21 protein-coding genes are annotated in these 19930 nt (G+C 71.2%); 14 read left to right on the top strand and 7 right to left on the bottom strand.

Going from position 1 to position 19930, the window contains the following annotated elements; all coding sequences use genetic code 11:
• Positions 1–22: 22 nt before the first annotated feature.
• The 5 genes from EJF31_RS06955 (at position 23) to EJF31_RS06935 (ending at position 7713) form a co-directional block, all read left to right on the top strand.
• Positions 23–2071, top strand: a complete 2049-nt coding sequence (locus EJF31_RS06955; protein WP_260430678.1) for an APC family permease — start codon at positions 23–25, stop codon at positions 2069–2071.
• Positions 2068–3276, top strand: a complete 1209-nt coding sequence (locus EJF31_RS06950) for a class I SAM-dependent RNA methyltransferase (protein ID WP_125036380.1) — start codon at positions 2068–2070, stop codon at positions 3274–3276. Before EJF31_RS06955 ends, EJF31_RS06950 begins: the two co-directional genes overlap by 4 nt.
• Positions 3277–3327: 51 nt before the next feature.
• A complete protein-coding gene (locus EJF31_RS06945) occupies positions 3328–4158 on the top strand; it encodes an SDR family oxidoreductase (protein WP_125036379.1) in 831 nt (276 codons plus the stop codon).
• 138 nt (positions 4159–4296) lie between these two features.
• Positions 4297–6975, top strand: a complete 2679-nt coding sequence (gene acnA, locus EJF31_RS06940) for an aconitate hydratase AcnA (protein WP_307718977.1) — start codon at positions 4297–4299, stop codon at positions 6973–6975.
• Between the two features lie 45 nt (positions 6976–7020).
• The gene (locus EJF31_RS06935; protein ID WP_185736168.1) at positions 7021–7713 is read left to right on the top strand and encodes a sulfite exporter TauE/SafE family protein; all 693 of its coding nucleotides are present in this window, start codon (positions 7021–7023) and stop codon (positions 7711–7713) included.
• 152 nt (positions 7714–7865) lie between these two features.
• Here EJF31_RS06935 and EJF31_RS06930 read toward each other — a convergent pair whose 3' ends face one another.
• Positions 7866–8441 (bottom strand): TOPRIM nucleotidyl transferase/hydrolase domain-containing protein, encoded by a 576-nt coding sequence (locus EJF31_RS06930; RefSeq protein ID WP_125036376.1) that lies wholly within the window; start codon positions 8439–8441, stop codon positions 7866–7868.
• A gap of 97 nt (positions 8442–8538) precedes the next feature.
• Here EJF31_RS06930 and EJF31_RS06925 point away from each other — a divergent pair, with 97 nt between their 5' ends.
• The 3 genes from EJF31_RS06925 to EJF31_RS06915 are packed head-to-tail and all read left to right on the top strand — an operon-like array spanning position 8539 to position 10159.
• A complete protein-coding gene (locus EJF31_RS06925) occupies positions 8539–9201 on the top strand; it encodes a phosphatase PAP2 family protein (RefSeq protein WP_185736167.1) in 663 nt (220 codons plus the stop codon).
• Positions 9198–9497: a thiamine-binding protein gene (locus tag EJF31_RS06920; protein ID WP_125036374.1), complete on the top strand. Its 300-nt coding sequence runs from the start codon at positions 9198–9200 to the stop codon at positions 9495–9497. The genes EJF31_RS06925 and EJF31_RS06920 overlap by 4 nt, the downstream gene beginning before the upstream one ends.
• Positions 9497–10159, top strand: coding sequence for a DUF3105 domain-containing protein (locus EJF31_RS06915; protein ID WP_125036373.1), 663 nt, complete (start codon positions 9497–9499; stop codon positions 10157–10159). The genes EJF31_RS06920 and EJF31_RS06915 overlap by 1 nt, the downstream gene beginning before the upstream one ends.
• Positions 10160–10162: 3 nt before the next feature.
• On the opposite strand, the gene EJF31_RS06910 is transcribed toward EJF31_RS06915, so the two are convergent.
• Positions 10163–11350 carry an NAD(P)/FAD-dependent oxidoreductase gene (locus EJF31_RS06910; protein WP_125036372.1) on the bottom strand — a complete coding sequence of 396 codons (1188 nt, stop codon included), beginning with the start codon at positions 11348–11350 and terminating at the stop codon, positions 10163–10165.
• Entirely contained in the window at positions 11347–11964 is a 618-nt protein-coding gene (gene folE, locus EJF31_RS06905; protein WP_125037666.1) for a GTP cyclohydrolase I, read from the bottom strand. The genes EJF31_RS06910 and folE overlap by 4 nt, the downstream gene beginning before the upstream one ends.
• Positions 11965–12068: 104 nt before the next feature.
• Here folE and EJF31_RS06900 point away from each other — a divergent pair, with 104 nt between their 5' ends.
• Genes EJF31_RS06900 through EJF31_RS06890 form a run of 3 tightly spaced genes read left to right on the top strand, consistent with a single transcriptional unit; the run spans position 12069 to position 13469 of the window.
• The gene (locus EJF31_RS06900) at positions 12069–12476 is read left to right on the top strand and encodes a YjbQ family protein (RefSeq protein ID WP_125036371.1); all 408 of its coding nucleotides are present in this window, start codon (positions 12069–12071) and stop codon (positions 12474–12476) included.
• A complete protein-coding gene (locus EJF31_RS06895; protein ID WP_221767483.1) occupies positions 12473–13060 on the top strand; it encodes a GNAT family N-acetyltransferase in 588 nt (195 codons plus the stop codon). Before EJF31_RS06900 ends, EJF31_RS06895 begins: the two co-directional genes overlap by 4 nt.
• Positions 13061–13097: 37 nt before the next feature.
• Positions 13098–13469, top strand: coding sequence for a hypothetical protein (locus EJF31_RS06890; protein WP_125036370.1), 372 nt, complete (start codon positions 13098–13100; stop codon positions 13467–13469).
• On the opposite strand, the gene EJF31_RS06885 is transcribed toward EJF31_RS06890, so the two are convergent.
• Positions 13453–14256, bottom strand: a complete 804-nt coding sequence (locus EJF31_RS06885; protein WP_125036369.1) for a bifunctional 2-polyprenyl-6-hydroxyphenol methylase/3-demethylubiquinol 3-O-methyltransferase UbiG — start codon at positions 14254–14256, stop codon at positions 13453–13455. The genes EJF31_RS06890 and EJF31_RS06885 overlap by 17 nt on opposite strands.
• 116 nt (positions 14257–14372) lie before the next feature.
• Here EJF31_RS06885 and EJF31_RS06880 point away from each other — a divergent pair, with 116 nt between their 5' ends.
• Entirely contained in the window at positions 14373–14639 is a 267-nt protein-coding gene (locus EJF31_RS06880; protein ID WP_125036368.1) for an excalibur calcium-binding domain-containing protein, read from the top strand.
• A gap of 30 nt (positions 14640–14669) precedes the next feature.
• Here the strand turns inward: EJF31_RS06880 and EJF31_RS06875 are convergent, their stop codons facing one another.
• The 3 genes from EJF31_RS06875 to EJF31_RS06865 form a co-directional block, all read right to left on the bottom strand.
• Positions 14670–15347, bottom strand: a complete 678-nt coding sequence (locus tag EJF31_RS06875; protein WP_125036367.1) for a response regulator transcription factor — start codon at positions 15345–15347, stop codon at positions 14670–14672.
• A gap of 73 nt (positions 15348–15420) precedes the next feature.
• Positions 15421–16728: an HNH endonuclease signature motif containing protein gene (locus tag EJF31_RS06870; RefSeq protein ID WP_125036366.1), complete on the bottom strand. Its 1308-nt coding sequence runs from the start codon at positions 16726–16728 to the stop codon at positions 15421–15423.
• A gap of 281 nt (positions 16729–17009) precedes the next feature.
• Positions 17010–18443 carry a sulfatase gene (locus tag EJF31_RS06865; RefSeq protein WP_185736166.1) on the bottom strand — a complete coding sequence of 478 codons (1434 nt, stop codon included), beginning with the start codon at positions 18441–18443 and terminating at the stop codon, positions 17010–17012.
• A gap of 119 nt (positions 18444–18562) precedes the next feature.
• Here EJF31_RS06865 and EJF31_RS06860 point away from each other — a divergent pair, with 119 nt between their 5' ends.
• A complete protein-coding gene (locus EJF31_RS06860; RefSeq protein ID WP_125036364.1) occupies positions 18563–18997 on the top strand; it encodes an NUDIX domain-containing protein in 435 nt (144 codons plus the stop codon).
• Entirely contained in the window at positions 18994–19923 is a 930-nt protein-coding gene (locus tag EJF31_RS06855; RefSeq protein ID WP_125036363.1) for an SMP-30/gluconolactonase/LRE family protein, read from the top strand. The genes EJF31_RS06860 and EJF31_RS06855 overlap by 4 nt, the downstream gene beginning before the upstream one ends.
• The last annotated feature ends 7 nt before the right edge of the window (positions 19924–19930 follow it).

Here is a 19930-nt window from a genome sequence, read left to right as displayed (position 1 = left end):
TTGTGGTCTAGCCTTGCCGCTCGTGGGAGTCGGCGACGTATCGAAGCGCATCCTGTTGGGCCGCAAGCTGCGGAGCTCCCAGCTGGGGGAGACGCTGCTCCCCAAGCGCATCGCGCTCCCCGTGTTCGCCAGCGACGCACTCTCCTCGGTGGCCTACGCCCCGGACGAGGTCTTCATCATGCTGTCGCTCGCCGGGGCCTCGGCGTACGTCTGGTCCTGGAAGATCGGCATCGCGGTCGCGCTGGTGATGAGCGCGGTCGTCATGTCCTACCGGCAGACCGTGCACGCCTACCCCAGCGGCGGCGGTGACTACGAGGTCGCCACCGTCAACCTCGGCGCCATGGCCGGCACCACCGTGGCCAGCGCGCTGCTCGTCGACTACGTCCTGACCGTCGCCGTGTCGATCTCCTCGGGAGCGCAGTACGCCGCCTCGGCCATCGGCGCGCTCAGCGGGCACGAGGCGACGTTCGCCTCGATCATGGTGCTGGTCCTGATGGCCATCAACCTGCGCGGCATCCGCGAGTCCGGGACGTTCTTCGCCTTCCCGACCTACGCCTTCATGGTCGCGATCCTCGGCATGTGCGGCTTCGGGCTGCTCCGCCTGGCGACCGGCAACCTGCCCCAGGTGGAGAGCGCCGGGCTCCACATCCAGCCCGACCCGGGCTACGGCTCCTCGATGTCGACGCTCGCGCTGCTCTTCCTGCTGGCGCGGGCGTTCTCGTCCGGCTGTGCCGCGCTGACCGGTGTCGAGGCGATCTCCAACGGCGTGCCCGCGTTCAAGAAGCCCAAGAGCAAGAACGCCGCGACCACGCTGCTGCTGCTCGGCATGATCGCGATCACGATGATGATCAGCGTCATCGTGCTGGCCAAGAAGATGGGGCTCAAGTACGTCGACCCCAACCAGATGGACCGGCTCACCCTCGACGGCAAGCCGCTGCCGGCCGGCTACGACCAGCACGCCGTGATCGCCCAGATCGCCCGCGCGGTCTTCTCCGACTTCTCGCCCGGCTTCTATGCCGTCGTCACGGTGACCGGCATCATCCTGGTGCTCGCGGCCAACACTGCCTTCAACGGCTTCCCCGTGCTCGGCTCGATCCTCGCCCAGGACGGCTACGCGCCGCGGGCGCTCGGCTCGCGCGGCGACCGGCTGGCCTACAGCAACGGCATCGTCTTCCTCGCGTTCATGGCCATCATCCTGATCGAGATGTTCAACGCCGAGACCACCAAGCTGATCCAGCTCTACATCGTCGGCGTCTTCGTCTCCTTCAACCTCAGCCAGCTCGGCATGATCCGGCACTGGACGCGCCACCTGAAGTCCGAGACGGACCCGGCCGAGCGCAGGCGGATGATCCGCTCGCGGGCCATCAACACCGTCGGCCTGAGCTTCACGGCGGTCGTCCTGGTGATCGTGCTGATCACGAAGTTCCTCGCCGGTGCCTGGATCACGATCCTGGCGATGATCATCTTCTTCCTGATCATGCGCGGCATCCGGGCGCACTACGACAACGTGCAGGCCGAGCTCGCCGCCGACGAGGAGGACAAGATCATGCCGACGCGGGTCCACGCGATCGTGCTGGTCTCCAAGCTCCACAAGCCCACGCTCCGGGCGCTCGCCTTCGCCAAGGCGACCCGGCCCAACGTCCTCGAGGGCGTGTACGTCGCGGCCGACCCCGCCGCCACCGCCCGGCTGCTGGAGGAGTGGGACGAGCGCAACCTCGGCGTCCCGCTCAAGGTGCTGCACTCGCCCTACCGCGAGCTGATCAAGCCGATCGTCGACTACGCGATGGAGATCAAGAAGGCCAACCCCCGCGGGGTGGTCGCGGTCTACATCCCGGAGTACGTCGTGGGCCGCTGGTGGGAGCAGCTGCTCCACAACCAGACCGCGCTGCGCCTCAAGGGCCGGCTGCTGTTCGCGCCCGGGGTCATGGTCACCTCGGTGCCCTACCAGCTGCGGTCCTCCCAGATCGCCCGCGAGCGCGAGGAGCGCGAGCTCGCCCGGGTCCGGCCCGGCGACCTGCGCCGTGGCCAGGTCAGCGGCGGCGAGAGCCACAAGGGGCAGATCCAGCGATGAGCAACCGCAACACGCGTCCCGGCCGCCGGCCGCGGCAGCGCCAGGCGCGCGGCGCCTCGATGGTCGGCCGCCGCTTCGAGGCCGAGGTCGGACCGGTCGCCCACGGCGGGCACTGCATCGTCCGCGTCGCGACCGGTTCGGAGGTCGAGCCCGGTTCGGAGGTCGAGCCTGCCGAGACCCGGGTGGTCTTCGTCCGGCACGCGATCCCGGGGGAGCGGGTGGTCGTGGAGATCACCGAGGGCACCGAGGGCGACCGCTTCTGGCGCGGCGACGCCGTGGAGGTCCTCCAGGCCTCGCCCGAGCGCGTCGAGCCGCCCTGCCCGCACGCCGGCCCCGGGCTCTGCGGCGGCTGCGACTTCCAGCACGTGACCGTCGCGCACCAGCGCGAGCTCAAGGCGGCCGTGGTCCGCGAGCAGCTCGCCCGGCTCGCGAAGATCGACGTACCCGTCACCGTGGAGCAGATCGCCGGTGACGAGGACGGGCTGCGCTGGCGCACCCGCGTCCAGTGGGCGACCGGCCCGGGCGGCACCCGCGGCATGCGGGCGCACCGCTCCACGACCGTCATCCCGGTCGAGGACTGCCTCATCGCGCGCACCGACGCCCGCGAGGTGCCGGGCCCGGCCGAGGTCGTGACCGAGCAGGTCGTCACCGCTGCCGGCACGCACAGCTTCGCGGTCGACGCCGACGGCTTCTGGCAGGTCCACCCGGGGGCGCCGCGCGTCCTCGTCGAGACGGTGCTCGACTTCCTCGACGCCCAGCCGGGCGAGCGGGTCATGGACCTCTACGCCGGGGTCGGGCTGTTCGCCCGCTTCCTCGCCGACGCGGTCGGCCCCACCGGCCGGATCGCCGCGGTGGAGGGCGATCGCGACGCAGCAAAGCACGCTCAGGGCAACCTCGCGGGCATCCCGGGCGTGCGCGTCGAGTGCGGCAGCGTCGACAAGGTCCTCGCGGCCTCGTTCGACGAGCCCTTCGACCTCGTCGTCCTCGACCCGCCCCGCGAGGGCGCGCGCCGCGAGGTGGTCGAGCAGGTCGTGGACCGTGCCCCGCGCGCCGTGGCGTACGTCGCGTGCGACCCGGCCGCGCTGGCCCGCGACGTCGCGTTCTTCGCCGAGCACGGCTACCGCCTCGAGCGGATCCGGGCCTTCGACCTCTTCCCCATGACCCACCACGTCGAGTGCGTGGCGCTGCTCACCCGGGACCGCTGAGCACACCCTCCGGTTGTCCTCGAGCGCGCTCCAGGCCCTAGCGTCGAGGGCATGACTTCGAAGACCTGGTTCATCACCGGTGCCTCCCGCGGCTTCGGCCGCGAGTGGGCGATCGCCGCCCTCGAGCGCGGCGACCGCGTCGCGGCGACCGCCCGCGACACCGCCACCCTCGACGAGCTCGTCGAGAAGTACGGCGACGCCGTCCTGCCCCTCCAGCTCGACGTCACCGACCGCGCGGCCGACTTCGCCGCCGTCGCGCAGTCGCACGCGCACTTCGGCCGCCTCGACGTGGTCGTCAACAACGCCGGCTACGGGCACTTCGGGTTCGTCGAGGAGCTCGGCGAGCAGGAGTTCCGCGACCAGCTCGAGACCAACGTCTTCGGCGCGATGTGGGTCACCCAGGCCGCGCTGCCGTTCCTGCGCGAGCAGGGGAGCGGCCACATCCTCCAGGTGTCCTCGATCGGCGGGATCTCGGCGTTCCCGATGCTCGGCGCCTACCACGCCTCCAAGTGGGCGCTCGAGGCGTTCTCGCAGTCGCTGGCCGCCGAGGTCGCCGGATTCGGGATCCACGTGACGCTGATCGAGCCGGGCGGCTTCGCGACCGACTGGTCGGGACCGTCGGCCGTGCGGAGCGAGCCGCTGGCGGCGTACGACGAGGTCCGCGAGCAGGTCGCCGAGCTCCGCAAGGCGCGCTCGGCCGGCTCCGGACCGGGCGACCCGCAGGCCTCGGCCCGCGCGGTCCTCAAGGTCGTCGACGCCGAGGAGCCGCCGCTGCGGGTGTTCTTCGGCGCCGCGCCGCTGGGCATCGCCAAGGCCGACTACGAGTCCCGGATCAAGGGCTGGGAGGACTGGCAGGACGTCGCGCTCCTGGCCCACGGCTGAGCCCACGGGGATTGAGGCGTGTCTCGACTTCGTGTATCTTGACGTCAAGACATTCCGTCGTGGCCACCCCCGTTGTTGTGGGGGAGCGAGCCACGGCAGTATGACCCCAGACCCCCACAAGCCTTCGAGGAGATGCGGCTGATGGCCAGTCAGGACAGCTTCGGTGCCAAGAGCACCCTGGACGTGGACGGCAAGTCCTACGAGATCTTCCGTCTCGACGCGGTGACCGGCGAGGGGCTCGACGTGGCGTCGCTGCCCTTCAGCCTCAAGGTCCTGCTGGAGAACCTCCTCCGCACCGAGGACGGCGCGGACATCACCGCCGACGACATCAAGGCGCTCGCCGGCTGGGACGCCGACGCCGAGCCCGACAAGGAGATCCAGTTCACGCCGGCCCGCGTGATCATGCAGGACTTCACCGGTGTGCCGTGCGTCGTCGACCTCGCCACCATGCGCGAGGCGATGGCCGACCTCGGCGGCGACCCCTCGAAGATCAACCCGCTCGCGCCGGCCGAGATGGTCATCGACCACTCCGTCATCGCCGACGTCTTCGGCACGCCCGAGGCGTTCGAGCGCAACGTCGAGATCGAGTACGAGCGCAACCGCGAGCGCTACCAGTTCCTGCGCTGGGGCCAGGGCGCCTTCGACGACTTCAAGGTCGTCCCGCCGGGCACCGGCATCGTGCACCAGGTCAACATCGAGCACCTCGCCCGCACGATCTTCACCCGTGAGGTCGACGGCGAGCTGCAGGCCTACCCCGACACCTGCGTCGGCACCGACTCCCACACCACGATGGTCAACGGCATCGGCGTGGTCGGCTGGGGCGTCGGCGGCATCGAGGCCGAGGCGGCCATGCTCGGCCAGCCCGTGTCGATGCTGATCCCGCGCGTCGTGGGCTTCAAGCTCAACGGCGACCTGCCCGAGGGCGCGACCGCCACCGACCTGGTGCTCACGATCACCGAGATGCTGCGCAAGCACGGCGTCGTCGGCAAGTTCGTCGAGTTCTACGGCCCCGGTGTGTCCGCGCTGCCGCTGGCCAACCGGGCCACCATCGGCAACATGAGCCCGGAGTTCGGCTCGACAATCGCGGTCTTCCCGATCGACGAGGAGACCACCAAGTACCTCAAGCTCACCGGCCGCTCCGACGAGCAGCTCGCGCTGGTCGAGGCCTACGCCAAGGCCCAGGGCCTGTGGCACGACCCGTCGGCCGAGCCGCGCTACTCCGAGAAGCTCGAGCTCGACGTCTCGACCGTCGTCCCGTCGCTCGCCGGCCCCAAGCGCCCGCAGGACCGCGTGTCGGTCACCTCCGCCGGTGAGTCCTTCCGCACCGCGCTGGCCGACTACACCGACAACGTGGACGCCACGGCCGACGTCGAGATCGACGGCCAGAAGGCCACCATCGGCCACGGTGCCGTCGCGATCGCCGCGATCACCTCCTGCACCAACACGTCCAACCCGTCGGTGATGATCGGGGCCGCGCTGCTGGCCAAGAACGCCGTCGAGAAGGGCCTGTCCCGCAAGCCGTGGGTCAAGACCACGCTCGCGCCCGGCTCCAAGGTCGTCTCCGACTACTACGAGAAGTCCGGCCTCACGCCGTACCTCGACAAGCTCGGGTTCAACCTCGTCGGCTACGGCTGCACGACCTGCATCGGCAACTCCGGCCCGCTCATCCCCGAGGTCTCGGCCGCGGTCAACGAGGCCGACCTCGCGGTCACCTCGGTGCTGTCGGGCAACCGCAACTTCGAGGGCCGGATCAACCCGGACGTGAAGATGAACTACCTCGCGTCCCCGCCGCTCGTCGTTGCCTACGCGCTCGCCGGGTCGATGGACGTCGACCTGTTCAACGATGCGCTCGGCCAGGACACCGAGGGCAACGACGTGTTCCTGCGCGACATCTGGCCCTCGGCCCAGGAGGTCGAGGACGTGATCGCCACCGCGATCACCTCCGAGATGTTCGCCACCGACTACGCCGACGTCTTCGCCGGTGACGCCCAGTGGCAGTCGCTGCCCACCCCCGAGGGCAAGACCTTCGAGTGGGACCCCGAGTCCACCTACGTCCGCAAGCCTCCCTACTTCGACGGGATGCCCGCGGAGCCGGTGGCCGTCACCGACATCGAGGGCGCCCGCGTCCTGCTCAAGCTGGGCGACTCGGTCACCACCGACCACATCAGCCCGGCCGGTGCGATCAAGAAGGACTCGCCCGCGGGCAAGTACCTCGCGGCCCACGGCGTCGAGCAGCGTGACTTCAACTCCTACGGCTCGCGCCGTGGCAACCACGAGGTCATGATCCGCGGCACGTTCGCCAACATCCGCCTCCGCAACCAGCTCGCGCCGGGCACCGAGGGTGGCTTCACCCGGGACTTCACCAAGGACGACGCCCCGGTCACCACCATCTACGAGGCCTCCGAGTCGTACGCCGAGGCCGGCACGCCCCTTGTCGTGCTCTGCGGCAAGGAGTACGGCTCCGGCTCGTCGCGCGACTGGGCGGCCAAGGGCACCTCGCTGCTGGGCGTGAAGGCCGTGATCGCCGAGTCCTACGAGCGGATCCACCGCTCCAACCTCATCGGCATGGGCGTCATCCCGCTGCAGTTCCCGCAGGGTGAGACCGCCGAGTCGCTGGGGCTGACGGGTGAGGAGACGTTCTCGATCACCGGCATCACCGAGCTCAACGAGGGCCGCACGCCCAAGACGGTGAAGGTCAAGGCCGGCGACGTCGAGTTCGACGCCGTCGTCCGCATCGACACCCCGGGTGAGGCGAACTACTACCGCAACGGCGGGATCATGCAGTACGTCCTGCGCAACCTGCGCAAGCAGGGCTGATCCCTGACCGAGCTGTTCTCCGGGCTCACGGCGAGCGCGACCCTCGTGGTCGCGCTCGCCGTTCTCGTCGGGGCCTGGATCCAGTCCGTCGCGGGCCTCGGGATGGGCCTGGTGGCGGCGCCGGTCGTGGCCGTCGTCGCCCCGGAGCTGATGCCGGAGCTGCCGCTCTTCTTCGGCCTGATGGTGAGTGTCAGCGTGCTGGTCCTGGACCGCAGCCAGGTCGACTGGCGCGCCGTCGGCTGGACGCTCCCGGCCCGCGCGCTCGGCACCGTCCCGGGCGTGTGGCTGGTCGTCGTCTTCACCAACGCCCAGATCGGCATCGCCGTCGCGGCCATGGTGCTGGTCGCCGTGCTCGTCTCCTGGCGCACCGTCACCGTCCCGGTGAACCCCGCCACCATGGCCGCCGCCGGCTTCATCGGGGGCGTGGGCGGCACCTCGACGTCCATCGCCGGACCGGCCGTCGCCCTGCTCTTCCAGCACGGCAAGCCGTCGGAGGTCCGCGCCACACTGGCCGTGTTCTTCGCCGGCGGCGTCCTGATGTCGCTGGGAGCCCTGGCCGTCGTCGGGCACTTCAGCACCGCGTCGATCGGCCTCGCGGTCCTGTGCGCGCCGCTCGTCGGGCTCGGCCTGTGGCTGGGTCACCACACCCGCGAGCACCTCCCGCGCGAGCGCTTCCGCCGCGTCGTGCTCCTCGTCTGCGCCGCCTCCGCGGTCGCCCTGCTGGTGAAGTCCCTCTGACGTCGAATCGGTACCTGTGACCACTCGAGTCGGGACTTCTGGACAGTTGAGTCGGTAGTTCCGGTCACGCCAATCGGGACTTTCCGTCCCCCGGGTCGGCGGTCGTGACCGAGGGTCCCGATTGGACTGGTCACAACCCCCGATTGGAGTGGTCAGAAGTCCCGATTCGACAGGTCGAGGACCGCCCGGAGCGGTGCGGGGACCCGGTCGGGGGCGAGGGAGTCGACCATGAGGGCGGCGTACTTCGCCTTGCGTCCCGACCTCGAGCCGAGGAAGCGCCGCAGCACCATCACCGGCGTCCAGCCCTGCTGGGCCGGCATCTGCCGCAGCCGCTCCAACGAGCGGCGCTCACCGGCGGCGTCGATCACGGCCTCGACCCCGTCGACGCCCAGTGCCCGGATCAGCTCGTCCTCGAGGTCGGCCTCGCAGCGGAAGAAGCCCAGGTGCTCGAGCCCGCCCAGCTCGGCCGCGGCGGGGAGCCCGGCGGCGACCAGGCCGCGACGTACGAACCCCTCCTCGCCGGCGTCGTAGAGCCCAGCCAGCGCCAACCCCAGCCCGCGGGGGCCGAAGTGCAGGGCGAAGGCGCGAATGTTGGTGATCCCGCCCATGGGGATCACGTCCACGCCGGCCAGGCTCCGCTGCTCACGGGCCGCGAGCGCGTGCAGCGCGGCACGGTCGCTGTTGCCCTCGACGAGGAGGGCGATCCGGGGCGCGTCCACGGTGACCATTGGCTGCCCCCGGCGGTCGCGGGTCAACCGGTTTCCCGGACCCGACGGGTGCGGGGGATCACACATGCCGCACTCGCAGGATGGGTATGTCTCCGGCATGACGAACGCACGCGACGAGGTCCTGCCCACGCTCGGACGGATCCTGGGCCTCTGGGTGGTGGTCACCGCCCTGGTGGTGGGCCTGGGCTGGCTGATCACCCACCCCCTCGCCAGCGGCGTCGACGGCTTCGACAACCCGATCAGCCGATGGTTCGCCGACCAGCGCACCGGCTCGCTCAGCAGCCTCGCGGACGTGGGCACCCTCCTCGGCGAGACGATCACCGGGCTGTCCGTCGCCGCGGTCACCGCGCTGGTGTTCTCGCTGTGGCAGCGCTCGATCCGCCCGGCCCTCTTCGTCGCGCTCGCCGAGGCCTGCATCGGCGGCCTCTACTTCGTGGCCACCCACCTCATCTCGCGGGACCGGCCGCCGGTCAAGATCCTCGACGCCGGCCTGGTCCCCGACCACAGCTTCCCGTCCGGTCACGTCGCCACGGCGATCGTCGCGTACGCCGGCATCGTGGTCCTCCTGCGCACCTACGCGGCCGCGGTCGGCCGGTGGGCGGTCGTGCTGCTCCTGCTCCCCGCCTTCACCCTGCTCTCCCGGCTCTACCAGGGCGCCCACCATGTCACCGACGTGGCGACGAGCGTCTGCTACGCCAGCGTCTTCCTGCTGGTCCTGGCGCGGCTCCTCCTGCCGCGCCCGGATAGCGTTGCCACATGATCGTTGCGTTCAGCATCTCCCCGACGACCGGCGACGAGACCGGCGGCGTCTCCGAGGCCGTCGCGGCGGCCGTCCGGGTCGTCCGCGAGTCCGGCCTCCCCAACGAGACCAACGCGATGTTCACGAACATCGAGGGGGAGTGGGACGAGGTCATGGCCGTGGTCAAGCAGGCCGTCGACGTGGTCGCGGCGGTCTCGCCGCGCGTCGGTCTCGTGCTCAAGGCCGACATCCGTCCCGGCTTCACCGGCCAGCTGACCGCCAAGGTCGAGCGGGTCGAGCGCGCGCTCGAGGCCTGATGTCCCAGTTCTCCACCGACGCGTCGACGCCCGAGACGCCCGAGACGCCCGAGACGCCCGACGCGCCGGAGGGCCACGAGCAGCCACGTCGCAGCCGGCTGCCGCTGGTGATCGCCGTCGTCGCGTCCGTGGTCGTGCTGCTCCTGGCCGTCGCGGTGCCCCTCGTGGTCCAGAAGGAGCGCGCGGGCAGCACCCAGAAGGTCGACGCCTCGACCGCGACGCTCGACGACGTGCAGGTCTTCGAGAACCTGCCGCGTGACCACGTCGAGGGCGACGTGGACTACGACCAGACCCCGCCCGTGGGCGGCCCGCACGACCCGGTCTGGCTGGACTGCGGCGTCTACGACGCGCCGGTGCGTGACGAGAACGCCGTGCACGACCTGGAGCACGGCGCCGTCTGGATCTCCTACTCGCCCGACCTGTCGGCGGACGACGTCGCGAAGCTGGCCGAGCAGCTGCCTCAGAACGGCATCATGGCGCCGTACGTCGGCCTGCCCTCGCCCGTGGTCGTCACCGTGTGGGAGCGCCAGCTGGACCTGACCGGCGCCGACGACCCGCGGTTGCCGATGTTCCTCGCGGGGTTCAGCGACGGCCACACGGCGCCGGAGCCGTTCGCCTCCTGCGCGGGCGGCGAGCGTGACCCCGGCACCGTCGGCGTCTGACCCCTACGACTCCAGCCACGCGGGGTCGACGGTGGTGCCGACCCGACGGCGTACCTCGTCGATGGCGTCCCAGTCGTTGGCGTGCATGCCCGCCACGATGCGGTCGCCGGCGAGCCACCAGGCCGTGAACACGCGGCCGGCGGTGTCGCCGCGGACGAGCACGCGGTCGTAGTCACCGGGGCCGGCGTTGCCGACGTACTCCATGCCGAAGTCGTACTGGTCGGTGAAGAAGTAGGGCTGCTGGTCGGCGACGGCGTCGACGCCGGCGAGGGTGGCCGCGGCGACCTTGCCGTGCTGGATGGCGGTGTCCCAGTGCTCCACCCGCAGGGGCCTGCCCAGCAGCGGGTGGTCGACGTTGGCGACGTCGCCCGCGGCCAGGACGGTCGCGTCACCGGTGCGCAGGTGGGCGTCGGTGCGGATGCCGTTGTCGACGGTCAGACCGGCCGCCTCGGCCAGCTCGGTGTTGGGCTGGGCGCCGATGCCGACGAGCACGTGGTCGACGACGAGGTCGTCCCCGTGGTCGAGCACGAGGCGGGTGCCGTCGGACGTGGCCTCGACCGCGGTGACCTGGCTGCTCGTTCGCACGTCGACGCCGTGCTCGCGGTGCATCGCGGTCATGATGCCCGCGACCTCGCTGCCGAGCACCCGCACCAGCGGCAGCTCGAGCGCCTCGAGCACGGTCACCTCGGCCCCGGCGGTGCGGGCGGCCGCGGCGGCCTCGAGGCCGATCCACCCGCCGCCGATGATGCCGAGCCGCAGGCCCGGCCGCAGCAGTCCCCGGAGCGCCACGGAGTCGCCGATCGTCCGCAGGTAGGTCGCGGGCACCCCGCTGTCGTCGACGAGGGGCAGCCGGCGTGCCCGGGCTCCGGTCGCGAGCAGGAGCTGCCCGTAGCCGATGTCCTCCCCGGCCGCGTGCACGGTCCTGGTATCGCGGTCGATCCGCTCGGCGCGGGTGCCGGTGCGCAGGTCGACGTCGTGGTCGGCGTACCACTCGGCGGGCCGGACGATCGCGGTGGTCGCCTCCTTCTCGCCGAGCAGCACGGCCTTGGACAGGGGCGGGCGCTCGTACGGCGGGTGCGCCTCGTCGGCGAGCACGGTGACCGGTCCGGTGAAGCCGTGCGTGGTGCGGAGCTCGTGGACGGCCGTGGCGGCGGCGAGGCCGCCGCCGACGACCACGATGCGGTTGGTCATCGCACACCGCCCCGGGTGAGCGCGAGGAACTCCGCGCGCGAGGCGGGGTCCTCGCGGAGCGTGCCGCGGAGGGTCGAGGTGACCGTGCGGGCGCCCTCGGCGCGGGCGCCGCGCAGGGACATGCAGGAGTGCTCGGCCTCGATGACGACGCCGACCCCGGCCGGGGCGAGTCGCTCGAGGAGGTGGTCGGCGATCTGCGTGGTGAGGCGCTCCTGGGTCTGCGCGCGGCGTGCGAAGAACTCCACGAGACGGGCGAACTTCGACAGGCCCAGGATCCGGTCGTCGGGCAGGTAGCCGACGTGGGCCACCCCGACGAAGGGGAGCAGGTGGTGCTCGCAGAGCGACCGGACGGGGATGTCGTGGACGAGGACGAGCTCGTCGTAGCCGGCGCTGTTCTCGAAGGTCGTCAGGTCGAAGTCGGGGACCGTGAGCATCTCGGCGTACGCCGCCACCAGTCGGCGCGGGGTCTCGCGCATGTCGTCGCCGTCGATCGGCAGGCCCAGGGCCCGCAGCATGGTGTCGGCCGCGGCCTCGGCGGCCTCGAGGTCGACGTCGGGGGCGGGCTGGGCGATGCGCTGTCGCCAGCGGTCGCGGGGGTGCTCGGACTTCGCCAGGTGGGTCACGGGACGCCTCGTGCTTTCTAAAGGAGCAGTAGGGGTACGTTAGAGACGTGGCGTCGGAACGTCAAGGCGTCGGGTCGGCGTGGCACGATCGCGCCGTGGACAGCGAGACCAGGACCTACCGCACCGGCGACCGCGAGACCGTGCTCGACCTGACCCGCGACTGCGCCGCGTGGGTGGAGGGTCGCGGCGACGGACTGCTGCACGTCTTCGTGCCGCACGCGACGGCCGGCATCGCGATCCTCGAGACCGGCGCGGGGAGCGACGACGACCTGCTCGCGGCGCTCGCCGACCTGCTGCCCGCCGACGACCGCTGGCGGCACGCCCACGGGAGCCCGGGGCACGGCCGGTCGCACGTGATGCCGGCGCTCGTGCCGCCGTACGCCACCGTCCCGGTGCTGGGTGGGCGCCTGGCGCTCGGCACGTGGCAGAGCATCTGCCTGGTCGACCTGAACGTCGACAACGCCGTCCGCGAGGTCCGGCTGAGCTTCCTGGCGGGCGCGTGAGCACCCCGACGGTCCTGGTCCGCCCCGCCCGGCCGGGGGATGCTGCCGCCGTGCGCCGGGTGGTGGTCGCGGCCTTCGAGGACCACGGCGAGGACGTCGCGGTGATGGTGGAGGCGCTGGAGGCGGCCGGGCACCGGCGCGCAAGCCTGGTCGCCGAGGTGGACGGCGAGGTGGTCGGCCACGTGCAGCTCTCGCACTCGTGGCTGGACGCGCGACAGCGGCTGGTCGACGTGCTGGTGCTCTCCCCGCTCGGCGTGCTGCCCGCCCACCAAGCGGCGGGCATCGGCACCCGGCTGCTGGCGGCGGCCGTCGAGGCTGCCCGCGACTCGGGCGCTCCCGCCGTCTTCCTCGAGGGGTCGCCGGACTACTACGGGGCGCGCGGCTGGCAGCGGGGGAGTGCGCTCGGCTTCGAGCGGCCCTCCGTGCGGATCCCCGACCCGGCCTTCCAGGTCGTCACCTTCGACGCACGCGAGGAGTGGATGACCGGCCGGCTCATCTACTGCGACCCCTTCTGGGCGCTCGACTGCGTCGGGCTGCGCGACCCGCTGCTGGCCACGCTCGAGGAGAAGTTGGCCAGGCATTAGTTCGAACAATTGTTCGAACCCGGCGTATCGTGGAGCCATGCCCACCTACGTCGCCCCGCCCGGCTGGCCCGGTCTCGTCCGGCCGCCCGACGCCCCCGACTGGGAGCGCACCGCCCAGAACTGGCTGCTCGACATCTGCCCCCCGGAGTACCGCTCCTACCCGGCGCTGCGCAACCACCTCGTCGTCCTGGCACGCTTCGCCGTGCTCCACGTCGAGGCCCAGCAGGCGGCCGTACGCCGCGGGCTCAGCGAGGCGCGCGCCGACCTCCGCGAGGTCGCCCAGCTCGACGTCGTCGACGCCGCCGTCTCGACCTGGCAGGCCGAGGACGCCCGGCTCTCCGGCGTACGCCGCTCCGCCGGCCTCGTCGAGGAGGCGCTGCGCGGGCGGCGGTTCATCGCCCGGCTGTGACCCGCGCGATCCCCATGACGTGGTTGCTCATGTCCCGGACGCCGGGCAGGTGGCCGATCGCCCGGACCATCCGGAGCGCCGCCTCGTGCAGCGCGTCGTCGGCCTCGGTGAGGTGCTCGAGTGCGAGGCCGTCGGGGCCCTCGATGGCGCAGACGGTGACGTCCGTCAGGCCGGCCTCGCCCATCTCCTCCTCGAGCTCCTCGGCCGTGTGGAAGTGCGCGCCGGGGAAGCGCCCCCAGTCGGGCGCCTCGCCGCGCTCGAGCAGGGCGACCCAGTCCGCGGGACAGGGGTCCGGGAGGCCCCCGACCATCGTCATCTGCGTGTGGCGGGCCAGGCGGGGGATCGCCGCGACGAACACCCAGCCGCCGGGGCGCACCACCCGGTTCGCCTCCCGCAGGGCGAGCAGCCGGTCCTCCCTCGCCGCCAGGTGGTACAGCGGGCCGAACACCAACGCCACGTCGAACGCGTCGTCGCCGAACTGCAGGTCCCGCGCGTCCCCGACCACCGCCTCGAACGTCCCGTGCCGGGCCGCTTTCCGCACCTGCTCCGGCACGGGGTCGACCAGCACGACCTCGTGGCCCTGCGCCGCCAAGGGCGCCGCGTGCACGCCCGTCGCCCCACCGATGTCGAGGATCCGTGACCCGGCCTCGATCCGGGCGGCGATCAGCTCCTGGACCCGCTCGAACTCCAGGCGTCCCTGCGCCGAGCGCACCGTGAGGCGCTCGGCCTCGGTGAACTGCTGCGCGTAGTACGTCTGGATGCGCGCGTCGACGTCCCCCTGCTCCATGCGCGGCACCCTAATCCGGTCTAGCGGCCTTCCCGGGATGTTGTCGAAACGTCGGTGCCGGGCGCGGTCGGCGGGTTTGATCCACCCGTCACGTCCGACCAGTCCCGGGAGTCACCATGAAGAAGCTTCTCCTCAGCGCCGCCGCCGCAGTCGCCCTCGCCGCACCGCTCGCCGTCCCGGCCATCGCCGATGCCGTGGCGCCGAAGGACTACCCGAACTGCACGGCGCTGAACAAGGACTACCCCCACGGCGTCGGGCTGGTGGGCGCGAAGGACCACACGTCGGGCACCCCGGTCACCAACTTCACCCGCGCGCCGAAGGTCTACAACCTCAACACCGAGAGCGACGCCGACAAGGACCACATCGCCTGCGAGAAGCACTGACCCTGGGGCCCCGTCCGGGGCGTGGGCGGGTCAGCGGCCGCGGCGTGCCTCGGACATCCAGCGCACGTAGAGGGTGGGGTCGATCATGCGCAGCGTGTCGGGCTCGAAGCCGTTCTGCACGCCCCACAACACGGCCTGTGCGCGCCGCTCGACGCCGATCTTGCGGTAGGCGGTGCGGATGTAGGTCTTGACCGAGTTGATGCTGATGAACGCGCGGTCGGCGATGTCCTGGTTGCTGAGCCCCTGCGTGATGAGGGCGATGACCTCGGCCTCGCGGGGGGACAGGCCGGCCGAGCGTCCCGGCCAGTCTCCCGCGCCGCCCACGCTGGTCTCCTCGTCACCCGTGATGACGACGATCTCACCGTCCATGACCCGATGGAGGGCGGCCACGATCTGGGGTCCGGTGAGCACCTTGGAGACGTAGCCGTGCGCGCCCCCGGCGATCGCCTCCTCGATGAGCTGCGGGTTGAGGTTCCAGCTGTACACGACCACCTTGGCGCCGCTGTCGCGGACGAAGTCCTCCAAGTCGATCCCGGTGCCCTGCGTCTGGGCGAAGGTGTCGTAGAGAACGATGTCGACGTCGGAGATGACCGGCGTCGAGGCACCGGTCTCGACCACGTCGATGTGCTCGTGGGCGAGGATCGCCGCGACGCCCGCGACCACCACTGCGTAGTCGTCGACGATCGCCAAACGCAACGGACGCTTCACGGGTGCACCATGGCGTGCACTGTAGGCGTGGTTCGGTCCGGGGCAGCGCTCCCTGCCGTGTCCGGCCGTACGGTCAGTTCTCGGAGAACGTCCCCCGTGACGTGACCGTGTAGGTCCGGCCGTGGGGTCCGGTCCAGGTGTAGGTGCCGTCGGTGTTGCGGCGGTAGTGCCATCGTCGGCTGGTCTTGCAGCGATGATGCCGCCGGCACAACGGGCCGAGATTCTCTGGGTTCGTCTGGCCGGGTGGCCCGCCCTCGTCCATCGGGACGTAGGGCTCGATGTGGTCGAGGTCGCAGCCCCTCGAGCTCTTCTGGCACCAGGGGAACACACAATGGGTGTCGCGGAGCCTGACCTGTTCGGCCATCCAGACTGGTGGGTCGTGCCGGTCGACCGCGTCGGTGCGGCGCATGTCTAGGACGGGGAGGATCGTGGCCCGGGTCCCGCCGAGCCAGTCGCGGATCTTGGTCACCGTCGTCGGGCCGAGGCGTTCGGCCCAGCCGCTCGCGGACGGGTCGGCGAGGTCGTCGGCGTCGATGTGGAGATACATCCGGGTCACCGGCTTCACGCCGTGCCCGCCGGTGCCGGACTGGCCGGCGATGACGCCGACCGCCCGGGCCTTCCGGATCTCGAGGGAGTCCCGCGAGCCGTCGTCGGTGAGGAGCTGGTGGGCGGTGGCGCAGATCAGGTCGTGCAGCGCGGTCACGTCGGCGGTGTCGCCGGTGATCTCCAGCGTCGAGGTCCCCGCCCACACCCCGATCTGGCGGGGTGAGCCGTGGGTGAGCCGCACGCCCCAGGCGGCCTTGGCTTCGTCCTCGGCCTCGGCGACCGTCTCGGGGTCGAGGTCGGCGATGGCGGCGGCGATGGCGTTCTCGATCGTCGTCACACCCCAGGCACCCATCCGGTCCGCCAGGGCGGCGTCGACGTGGGCGGCGACCGCGGCGGACTGGGACGCGCACATTTGCGCGACCCGGCGGGCCCGCCACGCGGGGACCTCGAGGGATTCGACCTTGGCCCAGATCCGCGGGTGGCGGTGGCGCAGGTTGAGTCCGTCGGCGATCAGCGTGATCCCGGCGGCGGTGGAGATCCCCATCGCGGCCGCGAACGGCTCCGCGGCGAACGCCGCGACCAGCGGTGCGCCGTCGCCGGCGATGGCCTCGTCGCAGTCCAGCCCACCGCCGCCGCGGCCGGCCTCGGCCCAGGTCGCGGCACCGGTCTGGTCGGTGGTGGGGTGACGGTGGGCCCACTGGACGGCGTAGCGCAGCTTGCGGCGCTGGGCCTGGCGGTCCTGGACCTCCGCATCGGAGACCAGGTCAAGCAGGAAGTCGTCGTCCAGGTCGTCGACCTGGATCCCGATCCCGCCGTTCATGGTCTCCACCAGCATGGGTCCATTCCAGCAGCGACCACCGACAGTCCCGGGCCGCAGGAGCCCGTTCCACAGACTCTGGAAGTAAAGAATTTTGGACCTCGATCACAGCGGTCGAGCCAAGCAACCGAAAGCCGGAAAGCAGGGTCGGGAGGCACCTCGTGCGAACCCTGCGGTGACCACCCAAATTCTGGAAATACGCGCCGAAGGCGCGAGGTCCCGCACCCGACGGCGCGCGCCCAGCCCCCACCAGTTGCGACTCGACGTCGCACGGATCTGCCGAAGCGCGGCTCGACGCCTCAGCGCCGGCAGTCAACTCCCGCGCAGGCACCCAGTCGCTTGGTCTTCAGGCCGAGCGCGGCGACGACATCGACGTAGTCACGCTTCGCGGCCACGTTGACCAGCTCAAAAGGGTCGCGCAGCCGGTCGTAGAGCTCCACGAACCCGCTCGTCCACTGGACGAACGTGTAGCGAGGTGTGCGTACGCCCCGATACCTCCACGGCTTCGGGTCCGGGTCGTTGGCCTTGGGCCCGCCCTGGATCAGCTGCGCCGGAGCGTGAGTCAGGCTGTCGTCCTTGATGTAGGGCAGCAGGTTGCGTCCGTCCAGGACCCGGCCCGCCGTGACTCCGGTCGCGGCCACGATCGTCGGTGCCAGGTCGACGGTGGTCGCCCCCACCACGCGGTCCTCGCCGTGCGGTACCCCGGGGCCGCGGACCAGCAGCGGGACCCTCATGGACTCGTCGTAGGCGATGTCCTTGCCCTGGTAGCGATGCTCGCCCAGCAGGTAGCCGTTGTCGGAGGTGAACAGGATCAGGGTGTTGTCCAGCTCGCCGGTCTCGCGAAGCACGGCGACGGTGCGGGTCACCGCTTCGTCCACCGCCTGCAGGGCACGCACCCGCTGGCGGAACAGGATACGCAGCTTGACGGGGTCCAGGAAGCCACGCTTGCGAATGAACGGGGGCTTGTCCGAGACGTCGAGCTCGTTGAACGAGGGTCGGTTCGCGGATGGGTTGTGGGCGTCGGGAAAGAGGTCGGCGTGTCGCAGGGCAGGGGTCGGGGGCGCGGCGCAGTCGGTGTGGAATCCCTGGCACAGGCCGTGTGGGGCGTAGTAGGAGGACCAGATGAAGAACGGATCCGTGCCGCTGTAGTCACGGATCATCCGCTCGGTGTCATCCGCGATCAGGTCGGTGGAGTAGATGCCGTCCACGGGGTACTTGACGAGGGCGCCGTTGTCGTACATCGAGAAGCCGTAGTAGCCCGACGCGTTGTTGGCGAACGCGTCCCAGAAGTCCCACCCCTGGGGTACGCCGACGTCGGACGGGTGGTACTGGTTGAGGTACTTCCCGCTGAATCCGGTGTGGTAGCCGGCGTCGTGCAACCACCGTGCCAGCGTGTTGTCCGGATCCCGGAGCGCCGGAAGTCCCCCATAAGGTCCACCGTTGCTGCGCACGCCGTTGTTCTGGGCGTACTGGCCGGTGATGATCTCCGCCCGGGCGGGGCAGCACAACGAGTGCGGGCTGATGAACTTGATGAAGTTCACGCCGTTCTCCTCGAGCAGCGCAAGGGTCTGGGGCATCCAGAGCAGGTCGGTGCGCGCCATGTCGTCGGTGCTGATCAGGACGACGTTGGGGCGGGTGCCCGGCGCGACGCCGGAGTGCGCCGGGCTGGTGCTCGCGAACCCCGCCAGCGCGAGCGCCAGTCCCAGGGCGAGGCAGACGGTCCGAACCTTCATGGTTCCACCTCGCCCCTGTCGCGGCCCTCGCCCGTTCGATTGTGTGTCTGGCCCGTGCCGGTGGGCCATGGCCCATCTGACCCGTTGAGCGATGGCCCGCAGCGGCTAGGTTGAACGCCATGCACCGCTTCAGCAGCATCGCCCTGGTCGACCAGCGAGGCTGGATCCTCCTGCAGGAGCGAGACGAGCACCCGCTGATCGACCCCGAGAAGTGGGGCTTCCCGGGCGGGGGAGTCGAGGAGGGGGAGAGCTACGAAGAGGCGGCCTACCGCGAGCTCGCGGAGGAGACGGGCGTGACGCTGGCCGACGGCCTCGAGCTCTTCGACCGGGTGACGTTCTACAGCGAGTCGTGCGGCGGGTTCGACGAGTTCGAGCTCTGGACCGCCCCCACGACGCTCACCGACGATGAGATCGAGTGTAACGAAGGCCGGCAGATCGTCTTCGTCGACCCGAAGGAGGCGGTCAACCTGCCGCTGACGACCGCCGCCGGGATGGTGCTCCCGCACTTCCTCAGCTCCAGCCGGTACGCCGCGATCACCCGCACGCGCGCATGACCCGCCCCCTGACCGTCGTGCCCGTCCCCGGCGAGGGCGCCGAGGACGTCGTGATCGGTACGACGGGCCGCGACGAGGGTGCCGTCTTCACCGGCACCGCCGACGGCAGCATCTTCCGGATCAGTCACGACGCGCGTCGCATCGACCGGATCGCCCGGACCGGGGGCCGCCCGCTCGGTCTCGAGCTCGACCCGGACGGCCGGCTCGTGGTCTGCGACGCCCACCTCGGCGTGCTGCGCGTCGACACCGCGAGCGGCGCCGTCGAGCCCGTCACGGACAGCGTCGACGGCACCAGGATGGTCTTCTGCAACAACGCGGCCATCGCCTCCGACGGCACGGTGTGGTTCTCCGACTCCACCCGCGTCCACCCGGTCGAGCACTGGCGGGCCGACTTCGTCGAGAACACCACCACCGGCCGCCTCCTGCGGCTGGCGACGGACGGCACCGTCGAGACGGTCCTCGACGACCTGCGCTTCGCCAACGGCGTGGCCCTGCCGGTCGACGAGACGTTCGTCGTGGTCGCCGAGACCGCCGGACGCAGGCTGCTGCGGCACTGGCTGGCCGGCCCGCGCCGGGGCACGACCGAGACATTCGCGGACGACCTGCCGGGCTACCCCGACAACATCGCACGCGGCTCCGACGGCCTGATCTGGGTCACCATCGCCAGCCCCCGCAACGCCCTCGTCGAGCGCCTCTGGCTTGGCCCGCTGTGGGTGAGGAAGTCGGTGACCCGCATCCCCGAGCGCCTCCAGCCCCAGCCCGCCCGCACCGTCCGCGTCCAGGCGTACGACGACACCGGCGCGCTCGTGCACGACCTCGACGCCGACGCCTCCGGCTTCCACATGGCCACCGGCGTGCGGGAGCACGACGGACGGGTCTGGGTGGGCAGCATCGAGGAACCCGCCGTCGCGGTCCTCACGCCCTGAACCCGTA

The organism is Nocardioides sp. LS1 (genome assembly GCF_003865225.1).
In the GTDB taxonomy this organism is placed as follows: domain Bacteria; phylum Actinomycetota; class Actinomycetes; order Propionibacteriales; family Nocardioidaceae; genus Nocardioides; species Nocardioides ginsengisegetis.
Note: the sequence above shows the minus strand (reverse complement) of the source record. Positions and strands in the feature narration are given on the sequence as shown.

Excerpts from the sequence above, each read along its gene's own strand:
- EJF31_RS06885 (WP_125036369.1), bottom strand. The coding sequence starts at position 14,256 with ATGGAGCAGGGGGACGTCGACGCGCGCATCCAGACGTACTACGCGCAG.
- EJF31_RS06910 (WP_125036372.1), bottom strand. The coding sequence starts at position 11,350 with ATGACCAACCGCATCGTGGTCGTCGGCGGCGGCCTCGCCGCCGCCACG.
- EJF31_RS06930 (WP_125036376.1), bottom strand. The coding sequence starts at position 8,441 with ATGGTCACCGTGGACGCGCCCCGGATCGCCCTCCTCGTCGAGGGCAAC.
- EJF31_RS06945 (WP_125036379.1), top strand. The coding sequence starts at position 3,328 with ATGACTTCGAAGACCTGGTTCATCACCGGTGCCTCCCGCGGCTTCGGC.
- EJF31_RS06880 (WP_125036368.1), top strand. The coding sequence starts at position 14,373 with ATGAAGAAGCTTCTCCTCAGCGCCGCCGCCGCAGTCGCCCTCGCCGCA.
- EJF31_RS06915 (WP_125036373.1), top strand. The coding sequence starts at position 9,497 with ATGTCCCAGTTCTCCACCGACGCGTCGACGCCCGAGACGCCCGAGACG.
- EJF31_RS06890 (WP_125036370.1), top strand. The coding sequence starts at position 13,098 with ATGCCCACCTACGTCGCCCCGCCCGGCTGGCCCGGTCTCGTCCGGCCG.
- EJF31_RS06925 (WP_185736167.1), top strand. The coding sequence starts at position 8,539 with ATGACGAACGCACGCGACGAGGTCCTGCCCACGCTCGGACGGATCCTG.
- EJF31_RS06950 (WP_125036380.1), top strand. The coding sequence starts at position 2,068 with ATGAGCAACCGCAACACGCGTCCCGGCCGCCGGCCGCGGCAGCGCCAG.
- EJF31_RS06920 (WP_125036374.1), top strand. The coding sequence starts at position 9,198 with ATGATCGTTGCGTTCAGCATCTCCCCGACGACCGGCGACGAGACCGGC.
- EJF31_RS06870 (WP_125036366.1), bottom strand. The coding sequence starts at position 16,728 with ATGCTGGTGGAGACCATGAACGGCGGGATCGGGATCCAGGTCGACGAC.
- EJF31_RS06855 (WP_125036363.1), top strand. The coding sequence starts at position 18,994 with ATGACCCGCCCCCTGACCGTCGTGCCCGTCCCCGGCGAGGGCGCCGAG.
- EJF31_RS06860 (WP_125036364.1), top strand. The coding sequence starts at position 18,563 with ATGCACCGCTTCAGCAGCATCGCCCTGGTCGACCAGCGAGGCTGGATC.
- EJF31_RS06865 (WP_185736166.1), bottom strand. The coding sequence starts at position 18,443 with ATGAAGGTTCGGACCGTCTGCCTCGCCCTGGGACTGGCGCTCGCGCTG.